Below are 16,935 nucleotides of genomic sequence, written 5' to 3'. Positions count from 1 at the left end.
AATGTAGCGCAGATTTCTTTCTCCGGATGCCAGGAAAAAAGTATCTTTGCACATAAACAATCTGAATTATGGCAAAGATACTATTGGTTGAAGATGAAATTAATATCGCCTCTTTCATCGAACGGGGACTCAAAGAATTCGGGCATTCGGTAAGCGTCTGCCATGACGGGAACGCCGGTTGGAAAATCCTTCAGGACGAGCCTTTCGACCTTTTGATACTGGACATTATCATGCCTAAAATAAACGGTCTGGAACTTTGCCACCTTTACCGCCAGATGTTCGGGTATCAGACTCCGGTTATTATGCTGACGGCCTTGGGTACAACGGAAGACATTGTTAAAGGACTGGATGCGGGAGCAGACGATTATCTCGTCAAACCTTTTAGTTTTCAGGAGCTGGAAGCGCGCATCAAAGCCCTATTGAGACGCAACAAGGAAGCAGCTTCCAATCTATTGACTTGCGACGATCTGGTGCTGGACTGCAATACCCGGAAAGCCAGAAGAGGTGAGACAGACATCGACCTCACCGTTAAAGAATACCGCCTGCTCGAATATTTCATGACCCATCAAGGGGTTGCCCTCTCACGTATCACCTTGCTCAAAGATGTATGGGACAAGAACTTTGACACCAATACCAATATCGTAGATGTTTATGTGAACTATCTCCGGGTAAAGATTGATCGTGACTTTGATAAAAAGCTGATCCATACAGTCGTAGGACTAGGATATATCATGAATACTTAAACTCCCAAGCACCCCGGCTATGAAAATAGGTTCTAAAATAGCTCTTTTTTATACATTAATCAGTGTACTGACCACTGTCATTATCATTGCCGTATTTTATATTTTCAGTACACAGTACATCAATAAACTTTATGCTTCTTACCTGCGTGAAAAAGCCTACCTGACCGCACAGAAGCATTGGGAAAAAGATGAAGTAGACGAACAGAGCTACCAGATTATCCAACGCAAATATGACGAACTCCTGCCCGAAGCCCATGAGATTCTTTTAAATATGGACAGTCTCTCCGAAGTGCGTGATACACTGAATAAATACCTCACGCAACATCAGCAGACTCTTCTGCTGGCAGGACAGGACAGCATCCCTTTCTCTTTCAAATATAAGGATCAACTGGGAGCCGCCCTTTATTATCCGGATAATGAAGGAAACTTTATCGTACTCGTCATGTCCCAGAATGCCTACGGAACAGAAATCAAGGAACACCTATTATTGCTTTCCATATTTCTCATCTTAGCCAGTTCCGTCCTGATCTTTTTCATCGGAAAAATATACTCCGGCCGCATTCTGGTTCCCCTGCAACACATACTAAAGGAGCTGAAAAGAATACGTGCCAACAGTCTGAACCGCCGATTAAAGACCACCGGCAATAATGACGAGCTGGAGGACATGATAAAGACATTAAATAGTATGCTCGACCGTCTGGACAGTGCATTCAAAGCAGAGAAGTCCTTTGTCAGTCATGCTTCACATGAGTTGAACAATCCGATTACCGCCATTCAGGGAGAATGCGAAATCAGTCTGCTGAAAGAGAGAAGTACGGGAGAATACATTGAATCCCTTCAACGAATCTCTTCGGAAAGCAAACGATTGTCCAGCCTCATCCGGCACCTTCTTTTTCTTTCACGACAAGAAGAAGAACTCCTGAAAAACAATATTGAAGAGATTATTCTGGCCGATCTATTAAAAGAGTTGACGGCTTCCGATGAAAGGATCCATCTTCATTTGGAAGAGACAGACCGGCAGATGACCGTAAAAGCCAATCCATATCTATTGAAGATAGCATTAAAGAATATAATAGATAACGCCTGCAAATACTCTGATAGAGAAGTCAATGTGACTCTCTACCGGGAGCAACAACAAATCATTCTTGATATAGAAGACCGGGGAATCGGTATTCCACAAGAAGAAATAGAACACATATTCCAGTCCTTCTATCGGGGCAGTAATACCCGGGACTATGCCGGACAAGGCATCGGACTTAGCCTGACCCTGAAAATCATCTCTGCTTATCACGCAAAGTTGGATATATTTTCAGAAATAGAAAAAGGAACAAAAGTACGGGTGATTTTTTAATTCACCCTTCTTTCATTCCTTTCTCCCTCTACCTACTGAAAACCTACAAATTTAATCTATGAGAGTTTTTTTCACAGGATAGAAATGAACTAAATACGTCTTTGCAATAACTTTCCGTTTTTATCATATAACATTCGTTCATATACCACTTCCACAATAAGAGGAAAGACAAACAGAGCAAAGAAAGTCGCTCCTATCAATCCACCGATAATGACAATCGCCAACGGACGCTGTGATTCCGAACCAATTCCATGACTCATGGCAGCGGGCATCAAACCGATAGCTGCCATTGCCGCTGTCATAATCACAGGGCGGATACGCGAGCGCACTCCTTCCTTAGTGGCTTTCTCCAAAGGCGAGCCGAGTTTTAGATTCGCCTTTATATCGGAAATCATAATCACCCCGTTCTGAATACAAATACCAAACAAGGCAATAAAACCGATACCGGCAGAAATGGAGAAGTTGAACTGCGTTATCAGAAGAGCCACAATACCACCCACGGCAGCGAACGGTACATTCAGCAATACCAGTCCCGCATCCCGCGCATTAGAGAATAGAATAAACAGGATGATAAAAATGATAGCAATACTGATAGGGACAACCTGTGCCAGACGTTTCGTGGCACGTTGCTGGTTCTCAAAATCGCCCGTCCATTTCAGCGAATAGCCTGCCGGCAGATGTACGGAAGCATTCACCTTTTTCTGCGCCTCGGCAACTGCCGTACCCATATCACGACCTCTCACCGAGAATTTCACCGCACAGAAACGAGCGTGATTATCACGGAATATCAATAACGGTCCCGTAATCGTCGTTATATCTGCCAATTCTTTGATAGGTACCATCGTTCCATCCATCGCCGGAACCAATATCTTACCTATCTCCTCTTCATTCTGGCGGAATTGTTCACTATATCTTACCATGATGTTGAACTTCCGCTCATCCTCATACAACAGTGAAGCCGATTTTCCGCCAATAGCCATTTCTATAATCGATTGCACATCCTCCTTGGCAACCCCATAACGCGCCAACTGACGTTCATTCAACTCTATACGAAGCTCCGGCTGACCGATGTTCCGAATCACACCCAAGTCTTCAATTCCCTGAACCGCACTAAGGATCTTATCTATCTGAACCGCATATTTCTCCGACTCATACAAGTCTTTACCAAACACTTTCACCGCAATAGATCCTTTCACACCGGAAGCAGCTTCCTCCACATTATCGGTAATCGGTTGTGAGAAATTGAAGTCAATGCCGGGATAAATGGATAAATCCTCCTGCATCTTATCAATCAGTTCCAATTTTGTCAGCTTGCTCTCCCATTCCTTTTCGGGATAGATATCAACGTGGAACTCGATATTATAGAATCCGGTAGCATCTGTACCGTCATTCGGTCGTCCGGTTTGCGACAGCACTTGCCGCACTTCCGGAAACGTCAAAAGTTTCCTTCTCATTTTATTGGCGAGAACCACCGATTCATCCAACGAAATACTTTGTGGCAAGGTGGCACGAATATAGATAGATCCCTCATTCAACTGCGGAAGAAACTCCGTACCCAGGAAAGAGAAAAGCCATAATCCGACACCAGCTATGACCGTTGCCAACCCGATAGTCAGCTTCCTGTGCGCATAGAATAAATCAAAAAGAGCCGAACACTTCGTATTGATAAAATGGACAAAACGGTTATTCTTCTCACGGACATTCTTCTTCAATAACATGGAAGACATCACGGGAACCAATGTCAATGTAAAGATCAGCGCTCCCAACAGTGCAAAGCCCAGTGTGTAGGCTAAAGGAGAGAACATTTTTCCTTCCACCTTCTGGAAAGAGAAAATAGGGATCAATGCGGTGATGATAATCAATTTGGAGAAGAAAACCGCTTTCGCCTTGTCTTTTGCCGTGTTGCGGATCAAGCCCATTTTAGACATCACATTAAAAGCCGGCATCCCCACTTCCCTCGCTTTCTTGTCCAAAGCCACAAACACTCCTTCCACCATCACCACAGCCCCATCAATAATAATACCGAAGTCTATGGCTCCCATAGAAAGCAGATTGGCGGACATTCCCATCACCCGTAAACAGATAAAAGCGAACAAAAGGGCTAATGGGATAACGACAGCAACAATCACGGTAGTCCGCCAATCTGCCATAAAGATCAATACAATAAACGTAACCAATAATATTCCTTCAATCAGATTATGCGTCACAGTCTTTACCGCCAGATTCACCAAGTCCTCCCGGTCATAGAATGCCACTATCTTCACATCTTTCGGGAGTACATTCTGATTCAAGTCCTCTATTTTATCTTTCAGGTTGGCAATCACCTCACCCGGATTCTCTCCTTTCCGCATGACTACAATCCCCTGTACAACATCATTTTCATCCATTCGGCCCACTTGTCCCAAACGAGGCAAACAGGATTCGTGTACATCGGCAAGATTCTTCACCAGAATCGGAGTGCCATTGATGTTTTTTACTACGATATTTCTCAATTCATCCAGATCGTTAATCAAACCGATTCCACGAACCACATAAGCTTGCGAACTTTTAGTGATAACATCTCCTCCTACGTTAATATTACTTTTGGCAATCGCATCATAAAGTTCCAAAGAGGTAATGCCATAATTAATCAACTGGTGAGGATTCACACTTACCTCAAACGTCTTCACCTCCCCGCCAAAGCTCACAATATCCGCCACACCGGACACCGAACGAAGATTACGTTCAATCACCCAATCCTGAATCGTTTTCAGTTCCCGCACACTGCGCTTGTCACTACGAAGCGTATAACGGAATATTTCTCCCGTCGGTCCGTACAGAGGTTGCACTTCCGAAGTTACCCCGTCCGGAAGGTCGGCATCATTCAATAAATTATATACCTGTTGACGTGCGGTGAAATCATCGACACGATCTTCAAACATTACATTGATGACAGAAAGCCCGAAAAGAGTGGTGGAACGAATATCCGTTTTCTTCTGAACGGGATTCATCGCAATCTCAACAGGAATGGTGATAAACTTCTCTACCTCTTCGGCACTACGCCCCGGCCATTGCGTGATAATCGTCACTTTCGTATTCGTCACATCCGGGAAAGCATCTATCGGAGTATGTTTAAAGGAAACAGCTCCGGCTATAACGGCAATCGCTGTACAGAAGAAAATAAAGAATTTATTTTTCAGCGAGAAAGCCACTATATTATCTATGAATTTGTGCATACTATTTTCTGTTTTTAATCTGCATTCAACGCATTATATACCAACAATACATTATTATTCAGCACTCTGTCTCCCTCTGAAAGTCCCGAACGGATATAGCACTCCTTGCTCAACTGCTTGTACACATCCACCTCTTTCACCTGCAAACGTTGATCCGGCTCCACCATGACCACATAATTCTTTCCTCCTTCAAATACCAGTGCATGAGCATCGATACGAGGCATGGAAGTTCCATCCGCTTTACATTTCACACTTACATTCGTAAACATCCCCGGTTTCAATAAATATTCTTCATTCTTCAATTTGATACGGACATTCATCGTTTTACTTTCACTATTCAACAAATGATACACCTTATCAATCGTACCGGCAAACATCTTATCCGGATAAGCCAACGTAGAAATGCGTACGGAGGCACCTTCGGAAACCTTACTGATATCGCTTTCATACACATCCGCCATCACCCATACGTCTGACAACCCCGAAATCGTGAACAGCTCTTCACTCTGATCCGGACGCAACTGCATATCCCTGCTGATTTGTTTCTCCACAATAAACCCCGAAACGGGAGATTTCAGCTGATAATAAGCATTTCCGGAGAAATTATAAATAGAGAAAACATCCTTTATTCTTCTTTCTTCGGCTTCGGCACTTATTAACTCCTGCTTCGCCTGAAGTACATCTTTATCCGAAGCCATCCCGGAAGCATACATATCCTGCGTAGCATCCATATTTCTGCGTGCCAGTAATAATTGTTGTTCCGCCTCCTTCAATTGCTTTTCATAATCTGCCACTTCTCCACTGCGGATGACTGCCAACACATCTCCCTTACGAACAAAGTCTCCTATTTCAGCCTTCAGTTCCGTTACCGTACCTCCAAACATCGGATATACATGTGCCACCTGATTCTCATCAAAAGTGACCCGCCCGTTTAATGTCAGTTCGTCAATCACCTCTTGAACGTGAACCGTATCGACAGATACAATCCTCAATAAGCTATCTGTCAGGCATAAGGCAGCCGGTTCAACATTCGTTTGTTCTCCTTTACCGGAGCATGCTCCCAATACGGTAGTAAACAATATGCAAGGAAGGAATTTATTCCAGTTCATAGTCTTTGATAATTTATGAATATTAGTAGTTCAATATAGTTTGTCCGATAGTTGTATTCAGGTTTTCCATCGCCAGGAAAACGTCTTTCTTTATTTCATGTAGCTGAATACAAGTTTCTTTATAGCTGTCATAGTAATCGATAAACTCCAACAAGCTGATATTTCGTTTCTTAAAGTTCTCATTCACTCCTGCTATCAGTTTTTCGAAGTTACGTTCCAGTTCCATATTGGTAGATTGATAAAGCTGAACAGCTTTATCCAACGAAGCATAAGCGGTATAAAGCTCCATATCCGCACGGTTAGCCGCATTTTCCTGTTCCGCTCCTGCCTGCTGGATACTAAAACGGGCAGCTCTCACATTTCCCTGGTTGCGGTTGAAAATAGGTACTGACAAGCTCACTCCTATTGCAAAATAGTTATTGATAAAGTTTCCGGCACGGTCATAACTACCATTCACCGAAAATTCCGGAAATGCCATTGATTTCTGCAATTTCAGATTTGCACGGGAAGCACTGACCGTACTCCGGGCAATTTTGAGATCCGGCCGTTCATTCACCATCGCTTTCAAGTCGGCGAACGATAGTTGAGACAAATCCAATTGCTTCAACACCTCTTCATCCAGTGATAACTCAACCATCGTGTCTCCCGGAAGATTTAACAAGACATTAAGTTCCCCTCTAAGGGTTAACAACTCGTTTTCCCGTTCATTCTTCTCTTTCTTCAAAGAGAACAGCATAGATTCCAGACGGGACATTTCCATCAATGAAATATTTCCTTTCTCCTGTTGCAGTTTCATTCCGGCAAGTAACTCTTGCAGAGAATTCACTTCCTTCTCATAAATGGATATGGATTTCGAGAGAAAATAGACTTGTACAAACTTCTCATTCAGCTCCTGACGAAGTGTTCTCATCACCTCTTCAAACTGATATTCTGCTATTTCTTTATTGATTTTCTCCAGTTTCACCTGCTTATTCCGTTGTCCGGCAAGACGAATTACCTGTTCAATCCCCACAACCATTTCGCCCTCCTTACCAAAATCAAAATACTTTCCGTTCAGGCGGTTATAAACATTCTGTTCTAACGAGATTACCGGATTCTCAAATAATTTGGCTTGCAGCACTTGTGCCTGTGCCATATCAATGTTGTACCGTTCGGCTATCAGCGATAAGTTACGTTCCAGAAAACGTTGTTCCGCCTCTTTCAGCGTTAATGTTCCTGTGGTAGCCTGTTGCGCGCATATTCCTCCTGTCAGCAGAAGAAAAAAAGAAATTAGAAATACTCTGTTCATTACTATATTTATCTTTATTACCTTATTGTAGTTGTCGCGGCAAAATTACAATTCTATAGCCGGAGAGACGGGAAAAAGCCATTATAAGCCTCTCATATCAGATTAGAATTTGATTAGAAAATAGCCATAAAGGAAGAATTGTAAACACAACAGGAAAAATGGCTATCCTTCTTTTATCCCAACTCCCCTATCTTTGCAGTAGAGAAAATGAAATGAACCATTAAAAATAGAATATATGAAAATAATAGATTTAACCAAAGATAGTTTTGTAGAGAAGGTAGCTGATTATCAATCTTATCCTGATAACTGGAACTTCAAAGGGAATAAACCTTGCCTGGTCGATTTTCATGCCCCGTGGTGCGTCTATTGCAAAACGTTATCGCCTATATTAGACCAACTGGCTAAAGAATACGAAGGGAAATTAGATATTTATAAAGTAGACGTCGATCAGGAACCGGAATTGGAAAGTGCATTTAAAATCCGCACCATTCCCAACCTGTTACTTTGCCCGCTGAACGGCAAACCGACAATGAAGTTAGGTACAATGAATAAAAACCAATTGAAACAACTGATAGAAAGCAGTTTGCTTTCAGAATAGAAATACATTAAAAGTCCGGAAAGCTTCTGATGATGATAAACCACCGGGCTCTTAATATCATACTGAACATTTGCTTTTACAATAAGTCCGGATTCGGAAGTAGTATATACTACATTCCGGATCCGGACTCTCTTTGGGGATTATTTCAACTATTCTTTATGCAACAGAATATCAGTTCCCGGAACAATCTTTCCCATCGACCATACACATCGTACATTCAGTTCCTTATCAAGAATCACAATATCAGCATCCTTTCCCTTTGCCAACGCCCCTTTCCGGTCACTCACTCCTATTAAACGGGCAGGAGTTTCAGAAGCCATACGCACGGCATCTTCCAAAGGTATGTTCGCTTTCTTCACCATAGTACGCACCAAGATATCCATCGTAGCCAAGCTACCGGCCAGTGCTGAATGGTCTGCCATCTTACACACTCCATCCTCTATTATGTAGCGTGGATCAATAGGTACAGTACCGTCACAAGCAGCATAAGCCAGGGCATCCGTGACAAGGCAAGTATTTTCTACCCCTTTCAATTTATAAACTAATTTCAAGATAGTAGCCGGCAAGTGTATACCGTCCGCAATGACTTCCACCGTCATTCCTTCTGTCAGATATACACTTTCTACCGTACCTTCGTACTTATATTCACGACGTTTATGAAAACCCGGCATAGCGTTATAGAAATGAGCGGCATGAGAGAATCCCACTGCATATGCAGCCTTTATCTCATCATATTCAGCTTCGGTATGAGTCACCGCCGTCATAATCCCCTTTGAACGGGTGTATCTGGCAAAATCATGCGCACCGGGCAACTCCGGGCTGATATCCCAACGTCTGATGCAAGACGTATGTTCCAGCAAAGGAATATATTCATTTTCATCCGGTGTTTTCAGAAATCCGTCATATTGCGTTCCCGCCATCTTCGGATTCAGATAAGGTCCCTCGATATGCAGACCGAGAATCGGAGAGTCTTTCTCCTTCATCAGATTCTCGCATACATCGACCGCCTGATAAAGCCTTTCGAAGGAAGTAGACGACAAAGTAGGAAACATACCGGTAGCTCCATGTTTCAAGTGTGCCATAGTAGCAGTACGGAAAGCCTCCTCCGTCGTTTCCGTAAAATCATGACCACCACCTCCGTGCGCATGCATACTCACGAATCCCGGTACGATTGTCATCCCACGAGCATCAATCACCGTTGCACCGATAACCGCCAAATCACTGTTGGTCACCTCTAATATTTTTCCATCACAAATCAATACGGAACCGTCTTTCAACCATCCCTGCGGAGTCAATATCCGTCCGTTAATTATCTGAGTCAACATAGTCTTCTTATTTATAGGATTTAAAACAGTTTATTGGTTCCCTCTACCAATTGCCCCATTGCCCACACGGCTCTTACATTCAAGTCCTTATCCAAAGCAATGATGTCGGCATCCTTACTACGTTCGAGCGTGCCCTTACGATCCAGCACTCCCATGATACGGGCAGGTGTTTCAGAAATCATTCTAATCACATCCGCCAATGGGATTTCCGCTTTCTGCACCATCGTACGTATCAGACGATCCATTGTCGCCACACTTCCCGCCAAAGCGGAACGGTCGGCTAGTTTACAAACCCCGTCCTCGATAATGACACGCGGGTCAAAAGCCGTCTGGCTATCGCTCGCCGCACAAGCTAACGCATCCGTTATCAGACAAGTACGCTCCACTCCTTTGATCTTGTAAACAAGGCGCAGAATCGTCGGCGGCACGTGGATACCATCGGCCACTACTTCCACTGTCATATCGTCAATCAGATAAATACTTTCCACCGTACCTTCATATTTGTACTCTTTCCGTTTATGGAATCCCGGCATGGCATTATAGAAATGAGTAGCATGGGTATATCCGGCTTCGTATGCCGTCTGTATATCTTCAAACTCAGCCTGCGTATGCCCTACTGAAGCCAGCACCCCTTTCGCCGTGATATATTTGCCGAACTGCATGGCTCCGGGAAGTTCCGGCGCAGCGTCCCAACGCTTGATGCAGTGCGTTTCCTCCAACAAGGGAATATATTCTTCCGGGTCCGGATCTTTGATATTCTCCGGAATCTGTCCGCCTGCCATTGCCATATTGAAATAATGGCCTTCGAGATGAAGTCCGAGTACAGGACTATCCGGTTCCGCCATCATTTTCTCAGTGGTCTCCGCGGCAGCACGGATCATCGGAATAGTAGAAGAAGAAAGAGTCGGAAAAATACTAGTAGTACCATGCTGCATATGGGCTTTGATTGCCGTACGGAAAGCGTCTTCCGTACCTTCCATAAAGTCTCTTCCACCGCCACCGTGAACGTGGATTTCCACGCCGCCCGGAACGATATACATTCCTTTGGCGTCAATCAGTTTGGCTCCGATAATGGCAAGGTCACAATTGGTTACTTCCAGAATTTTATTGTCGCGAATAAGAACTGACCCATCCTTTAGCCAGCCTTGTGGTGTCAGGATGCGTGCATTAATGATTTGTGTTAACATATCATTTTTATTAAATTAATTATAGGTCTACATAAACCGATGACTCTCTTTCGGGGGGAAGTACATCGATTTTTCACTTGCAAAATTACGCTTTTCTATCCAAATTATTGATAAAATCGTCCGCTAAACGTCCAATAAGGTACAAAAAAAGAGGTTACCAGTCTTATTGACCGACAACCTCTATAATTTATCTGGAGCGGAAAACGAGACTCGAACTCGCGACCCTAACCTTGGCAAGGTTATGCTCTACCAACTGAGCTATTTCCGCAAACTAAATTTCGTCATTCAGAAATCTGAAAGATTGGTGCCCAGAACAGGACTCGAACCTGCATGCCTCGCGACACACGCACCTGAAACGTGCGCGTCTACCAATTCCGCCACCTGGGCAAAACTTAGTTCCATCATTTCAAAGAAACAAGAGCGGAAAACGAGACTCGAACTCGCGACCCTAACCTTGGCAAGGTTATGCTCTACCAACTGAGCTATTTCCGCATTTCACTTTAACGAACCGTGAAGAGAAGGAGACTCGAACTCCCACGACATAACTGTCACTACCCCCTCAAAGTAGCGCGTCTACCAATTCCGCCACCTCTCCATAATTTTAAAGTTTAACCTTTGTGCCCAGAACAGGACTCGAACCTGCATGCCTCTCGACACACGCACCTGAAACGTGCGCGTCTACCAATTCCGCCACCTGGGCAAAGATTATTGTTCCAGCATTTCAAAGAAACATGAGCGGAAAACGAGACTCGAACTCGCGACCCTAACCTTGGCAAGGTTATGCTCTACCAACTGAGCTATTTCCGCATTTTTTCGTTTGCGGTTGCAAAGGTAGGCATTTTCCGTAAACCTGCAAACATTCTGCACACTTTTTTCAAAGAAATCTGCTCACCTTGCACCCGATGCAAAATAATCAATTTGATTATCAACTCATTCGGTCACGATAATCTTCATAAGAAAATTGCTTGTATATTTCCGCCTTCCCCTCTTTTGTCCAAATGGCAATGGCGGGATGATGAATTCCGTTAAACATATTCGTTTTCACCATCGTATAGTGAATCATATCCTCAAACACGATACGCTCTCCGATTTGCAACTCGTGATCGAAACTCCACAGTCCCATATAGTCACCACTCAAACAGGAATTTCCTCCAAGACGATAGATGTATTTTCCCTCATTTCCCATCTCTGCACCGCGCACGGCAGGCTGATATGGCATTTCCAGACAGTCCGGCATATGGCAGGTGAAACTGACGTTCAGAATAGCCGTCTTGATTCCACGACTTTCCACAATATCCACCACTTCGGAAGTCAGCACTCCCGTCTGCCAAGTAAAAGCCGATCCGGGCTCCAGGATTATCTGCAAGTGTGGATAACGCGTTCTCAATTCCTTCAACAGTTTTATCAAATGCTCAGTGTCATAATCTTTGCGTGTCATCAGATGTCCGCCGCCCAGATTCAACCATTTAATCTGCGGAAACCAACGGGAAAACTTGCTTTCCAGATGTTCCAATGTACGTTCCAGCTCATACGAGGAGGACTCGCAATGACAATGGCAATGAAAACCTTCAATTCCCTGCGGCAATGTTTCCGGCAGCAGGTCTGCCGTTATTCCAAAACGGGTACCGGGCGCACATGGATTATAAAGCTCCGTCTCTACCTCCGAATATTCAGGATTTACACGAATACCACATGAGATACCGCTTCCTTCGGCAACCGTCATCGAATAGAAACGCTCGAATTGGGCCATCGAATTGAATGTGATATGACTACTACAACGCATGATTTCAGGAAAATCCCGCTCCGTATAGGCAGGAGAATACGTATGTGCCTTGCTCCCGAACTCTTCCAGCGCCAAACGGGCTTCATACACCGAACTGGCTGTCGAATGACGTATGTATTCACGGAATATCGGGAAAGAACGCCATATGGCAAACGACTTGAAAGCAAGGATAATCTCCACCCCTGCCCTGTCGGCTACGCTCTTGATCAATGTAAGGTTCTTTCTTAGAAGTTCTTCTTCCATAATATAACAAGGAGAAGGGAACTGTGCAAAGTCTATCATCATACTATTTAAGTTTTATCTAAAATCCCAAAGTAACGCCTCAATGACGCGGATGCAAAAATACAAATTCAAAAGCAAAGAGAGATTGTTTTATTTTTAATTAAGATATTGCTTTTCGAGAACTTTTTCCTATTTTTAAGCCTTTATTATTTATAAGTAGTTGTATCATCCTAAATAACTGATTGAATATGAATAAAGATTTAAGAAAAGTAGTGATTCTGCTGGCACATCCCAACATTAAAGCCTCACAAGCGAACAAGGCATTAATTGACGCTGTCAGTGACATTGAGGGAGTAGCGGTTTTCAACCTTTACGAATTGTCGGAAGATATCGCTTTCAATATCGACGAATGGAGTAAAATCATCTCCGACGCTTCGGCCGTTATCTACCAGTTTCCTTTCTATTGGATGAGCGCACCGTCATTATTAAAAAAATGGCAGGACGAGGTTTTCACATTCTTATCCAAAACTCCGGCCGTTGCCGGAAAGCCATTGATGGTAGTGACAACTACCGGTTCGGAATACGAGGCCTATCGCAGTGGTGGACGAAACCGATTCACTACGGACGAACTTTTGCGCCCTTATCAGGGAAGTGCAATCCACTCGGGCATGGTATGGCAGACCCCCATTGTGATATATGGAATGGGAACCGCGGATGCGGGAAAGAACATTGCCGAAGGAGCGAACTTGTACAAACAAAGAGTAGAAATGCTTATTAACAGCAGTAATGCGGGAAATAATTGGTAAAAACAAAAAGCGTAGCTTTATCCAGTCTAAAGCTACGCTTTAGCATACCTAAAGCACAGCTTTAGAGGAGGTAAAGCAATGCTTCTTCTTCAGTGTCAGTACGGGCAAAAAAACAAACACTCCGACCACTGACATTATCAACCCGCCAATAGTGCCTGCCGCCAACGGAAACCAGAATCCTTCCTTTTCCGCTCCTACCATAAAAGGAATAAATCCCAAAACGGTAGAAGCAACCGTGAGGAAGATAGGTATTATCTTTGTATTCCATGCCTTCACATAGGCCCGTAACGGTGCAAGACACGGAAAACGCTTACGAACCGCATTATATTCATTCAATATATAAATGCTTGCATTCACCGTGATGCCACAAAGCAGGACAAAGGAGGCAAAACCTCCCTGGTCAAAATTCAGTTTGAACCAATAGAACGTCAGGAATACGCCGATATAAGATACCGGAATCACAAAAATAATAGCCAACGGCTGTTTCAACGAATTAAAAAGAATACTCGTAATAAAGAATATAATGCCGACTACGATCAGAAGCAGACGATATTGTTTATTATCCTTTCCACCCCACGACCAGTTGTTATCTTCTGATTTCGCAGTATATCCCATCGGAAGGACTTCATTAAACTCCTCCAAATCTTTCTTCAGCAATTTATGCCCCTGTTCCGAAGAACCTATATACTCGTATTGCAGGCACAAGCGGTATTGCTGGTTTTCCTTTGCCACCTCTTGCGGCATCTGTCCTTTTTCGACAATGGCCAGTTCCGACATCTTATATTCCCTGCCGCCTGCCTGAAAAGGATAATACCGCATAGCCCATACATCCCTTTCTTCCGATTGCCGGGAAGAAAGCCTTATCTTTTCCGTTCCTTCCTCCGTCAGTACTGAACCGATTTCCATATTTCGCCCATATATCGGACGGATAACGGAAAACAACCCTCCGGCTCCAATTCCTTCTTCAACTATCCGCCGTTTGTTCAGATTGAAGTAGAACTCCATATAATCATCTTTCCACCACGAGAAACCAGAACCTATCGTCACTTCTCTAATCCGCCGATGCTCCAACAGCTTTACTTTCAGTTTCTCCGCCCAATCGTAAAGTTCGTCATAATTGTACCCGTACATCTTCACTCGGAAAGAACCCGCATTCTCACGCACACTATTACTGAATCCCTGATCCTGCAACCCATAGATACTCCAATCTCCACCACCCAATTGAAGAGCCTTACTTATCATATTAGCTTTCAACGTATAAGGGAACCCGCTTTTCTGGTGTTCTTTGGTGAAATAGATATGGATAGATGCACGACGGGCACTCTCTACGGACGCTTGAAACTGTTTGATTTCCTTAAATCCACTCAGATAGGTTTCCATCCGTTTTATCAGTGTATTCATCTGCTCAAGCGTGCTCCCATTCGGTAGATTCGCATTGGCGTGGAGCACCACTTCTTCATTACGTGAGAAATAGCTCCCCTCATACACCTTTTGTATGAACAGCCGCAAGCTTCCGCCCAACGCCTTATCCACAATCGGTTTCACCTTTTCCTTATAAGTAGAAGTACCCAACGTTTTATTATAAACTTCCGCCCATTTATCTTCCCCCTTCATCTTTTCCGGCAACAAGAATACAGGTAATCCGAATCCCAATAATAACAGTATGCACACCGCCACCCTCCAACGGCAAAGAATCCGTATCAGCCACATATAAAAACGGCTGAAGTAAACCGGAAAACGGTGCATCCTTGAGCGTGTCCACACTAAGAGACGCACGTTCCCTATCCTTTGTCCCGATTTCAGTTTCAGCTTTGGTTTCGAAAGAGAAATTCTTTTCCGCCGCTTCAGTCCTGTTTTATCAATCAGGGAAGGAACAAAAAACAAGGCAACCAACAAAGAGACTCCCAAATTGATAATCACCACAGCGGCAAAGTCCTGCAAATTGAGCCGTATCTTCTCATCCAGAAAGAAAACGATAGCCAGTGCTCCCATCGTCGTCAATGTGGCCGCCAGCACAGACATAAACGCTTTCCGGTTGCCACGACGCAGATAGTGGTCGCTCATCACTATCGTATTATCAATCACAAGATTCAACGAGACAGTGATACCCGCCAAAGAATACAGCTGCATTTCCAGCCCGAACGCGTAATACAGAATAACCGCTATCGCTATATTGACAGACAGGCTGACAACAATCAGAAACAGATATTTTGGACTGAATGTAATCAGCAATACAAACAACAACAGGATAGCCACCGTGCCCCCCGTACGCAAATAAATCTTACCAAGCTCATCTCTGATGAACTCCGTTGCGTCATAACTCGTATGAATCTCATATCCCGTCGGGAGCAATAGCCGGATATTATCCATATATGCCTTTACTTCCTTACCCAACGCCAACTGATTGGCCGTCTCTTCCGCAACTATCGACAGATAAATGGAATTCAGTCCATTGATACGGTAATAACTTTGCGGCTGTTGTTCCATGCGGGAAACCTTCACCAGCTCATCCAGACCAATCATTCTCCCGTCCTTCATCTTCACCTGTATCCGGCTGGCATCAAACTCCCGGCTGTCATGTTCGGGAACCAGCGCCAGGCGTATCCATTGCCTGCTCGCAGCCCCTTGTTCCGCATCATAAGTACCCAGAAATTCTTTCTTATAATGCAGCCCGACCGCCTGACGAATATCATCCGTACTCACCCCCAACGTACGTAGCTGTTCACTGTCATATTCCAATCTCCATTCCATCGGCGTAGCTCCGCTAATACTTATCTTATAAATTCCCGAAAGTTGTGCCAGCCGTGTCTTGATATGCTCCTCCGCATATTGCTGAATCAGAATAGGAGTGGCAGGCGCATTAATCGTAAACGACATGAAAGGCCCTTGACTCTGTTGCTCCGGACTATGCATCTGTATATACGGATAACTCACCCCGTCCGGCAACTCAGGCCACGTCTGCCGGATAATCGTCGAAGCTTCAAAACGCGCGACCGATGCATCCGCATGCCTGTCCAGACTTACATTAATCCTTCCCCACCCGTTTCCCGAAGTGGAAGAAATGTTCCGAATCCCTTTCACACGGGCAAGCATTGCTTCCAACTTACTGGTAGCCGTCATCTCCACCACACGAGCCGAAGTGCCGGGCATACTAAAACTGACACTAAACCCCGGCAATGTCCGCGATGGATTCAGCTTGACCGGTAACAACGGAACAAGTGCCAACCCGACTAGTGCCACACAGACAAATGCGACAATCAATGTAAAAGCGGATGCCTTTGAAGACCTTTTCAATTCAGATTCCATAT

General features: G+C 44.2%; 11 protein-coding genes and 6 tRNA genes. 4 read left to right on the top strand and 13 right to left on the bottom strand.

What is annotated here, in order from left to right; translation table 11 throughout:
* Window positions 1-68: 68 nt before the first annotated feature.
* Together ACNOGP_RS13985 and ACNOGP_RS13980 are read left to right on the top strand one after the other, a co-directional pair.
* Window positions 69-743 (top strand): response regulator transcription factor, encoded by a 675-nt coding sequence (locus ACNOGP_RS13985; RefSeq protein WP_074557019.1) that lies wholly within the window; start codon window positions 69-71, stop codon window positions 741-743.
* 19 nt (window positions 744-762) lie between these two features.
* Window positions 763-2,094: an ATP-binding protein gene (locus ACNOGP_RS13980; RefSeq protein ID WP_418213076.1), complete on the top strand. Its 1,332-nt coding sequence runs from the start codon at window positions 763-765 to the stop codon at window positions 2,092-2,094.
* An 89-nt stretch (window positions 2,095-2,183) separates the two neighbouring features.
* Here ACNOGP_RS13980 and ACNOGP_RS13975 read toward each other — a convergent pair whose 3' ends face one another.
* From ACNOGP_RS13975 to ACNOGP_RS13965, 3 genes are read right to left on the bottom strand one after another with little or no spacing between them, the layout of a single operon-like run.
* Window positions 2,184-5,309, bottom strand: coding sequence for an efflux RND transporter permease subunit (locus tag ACNOGP_RS13975; RefSeq protein ID WP_418213075.1), 3,126 nt, complete (start codon window positions 5,307-5,309; stop codon window positions 2,184-2,186).
* A 14-nt stretch (window positions 5,310-5,323) separates the two neighbouring features.
* Window positions 5,324-6,418, bottom strand: a complete 1,095-nt coding sequence (locus ACNOGP_RS13970) for an efflux RND transporter periplasmic adaptor subunit (protein ID WP_099145910.1) — start codon at window positions 6,416-6,418, stop codon at window positions 5,324-5,326.
* Window positions 6,419-6,440: 22 nt separating this feature from the next.
* Window positions 6,441-7,706, bottom strand: coding sequence for a TolC family protein (locus ACNOGP_RS13965; RefSeq protein WP_418213074.1), 1,266 nt, complete (start codon window positions 7,704-7,706; stop codon window positions 6,441-6,443).
* A gap of 235 nt (window positions 7,707-7,941) precedes the next feature.
* Here ACNOGP_RS13965 and ACNOGP_RS13960 point away from each other — a divergent pair, with 235 nt between their 5' ends.
* The gene (locus ACNOGP_RS13960) at window positions 7,942-8,304 is read left to right on the top strand and encodes a thioredoxin family protein (RefSeq protein ID WP_418213073.1); all 363 of its coding nucleotides are present in this window, start codon (window positions 7,942-7,944) and stop codon (window positions 8,302-8,304) included.
* Window positions 8,305-8,453: 149 nt separating this feature from the next.
* Here ACNOGP_RS13960 and nagA (ACNOGP_RS13955) read toward each other — a convergent pair whose 3' ends face one another.
* The 9 genes from nagA (ACNOGP_RS13955) to nspC form a co-directional block, all read right to left on the bottom strand.
* Window positions 8,454-9,629, bottom strand: a complete 1,176-nt coding sequence (gene nagA, locus ACNOGP_RS13955) for an N-acetylglucosamine-6-phosphate deacetylase (RefSeq protein ID WP_195533911.1) — start codon at window positions 9,627-9,629, stop codon at window positions 8,454-8,456.
* A gap of 20 nt (window positions 9,630-9,649) precedes the next feature.
* Entirely contained in the window at window positions 9,650-10,816 is a 1,167-nt protein-coding gene (gene nagA / locus ACNOGP_RS13950; RefSeq protein ID WP_418213072.1) for an N-acetylglucosamine-6-phosphate deacetylase, read from the bottom strand.
* A 192-nt stretch (window positions 10,817-11,008) separates the two neighbouring features.
* A tRNA-Gly gene (locus ACNOGP_RS13945) sits at window positions 11,009-11,084 on the bottom strand.
* Between the two features lie 34 nt (window positions 11,085-11,118).
* Window positions 11,119-11,203 (bottom strand) — tRNA-Leu (locus ACNOGP_RS13940).
* Window positions 11,204-11,235: 32 nt separating this feature from the next.
* Window positions 11,236-11,308, bottom strand: a tRNA-Gly gene (locus ACNOGP_RS13935).
* Window positions 11,309-11,327: 19 nt separating this feature from the next.
* Window positions 11,328-11,411, bottom strand: a tRNA-Leu gene (locus tag ACNOGP_RS13930).
* Window positions 11,412-11,434: 23 nt separating this feature from the next.
* Window positions 11,435-11,516 (bottom strand) — tRNA-Leu (locus tag ACNOGP_RS13925).
* Between the two features lie 34 nt (window positions 11,517-11,550).
* Window positions 11,551-11,623 (bottom strand) — tRNA-Gly (locus ACNOGP_RS13920).
* A gap of 118 nt (window positions 11,624-11,741) precedes the next feature.
* Window positions 11,742-12,881 carry a carboxynorspermidine decarboxylase gene (nspC, locus tag ACNOGP_RS13915; protein WP_418214765.1) on the bottom strand — a complete coding sequence of 380 codons (1,140 nt, stop codon included), beginning with the start codon at window positions 12,879-12,881 and terminating at the stop codon, window positions 11,742-11,744.
* Between the two features lie 188 nt (window positions 12,882-13,069).
* Here nspC and ACNOGP_RS13910 point away from each other — a divergent pair, with 188 nt between their 5' ends.
* Window positions 13,070-13,627: an NAD(P)H-dependent oxidoreductase gene (locus ACNOGP_RS13910; protein ID WP_143865799.1), complete on the top strand. Its 558-nt coding sequence runs from the start codon at window positions 13,070-13,072 to the stop codon at window positions 13,625-13,627.
* A 48-nt stretch (window positions 13,628-13,675) separates the two neighbouring features.
* Here the strand turns inward: ACNOGP_RS13910 and ACNOGP_RS13905 are convergent, their stop codons facing one another.
* Complete coding sequence (locus ACNOGP_RS13905; protein WP_418213071.1) at window positions 13,676-16,933, bottom strand: efflux RND transporter permease subunit; 3,258 nt, start codon at window positions 16,931-16,933, stop codon at window positions 13,676-13,678.
* Window positions 16,934-16,935: the final 2 nt, after the last annotated feature.

It is taken from the genome of Bacteroides difficilis (assembly GCF_048319815.1).
GTDB lineage: Bacteria > Bacteroidota > Bacteroidia > Bacteroidales > Bacteroidaceae > Bacteroides > Bacteroides zhangwenhongii.
The sequence above is the reverse complement of the archived record's forward strand: the minus strand, read 5'-3'. Positions and strand labels throughout refer to the sequence as shown.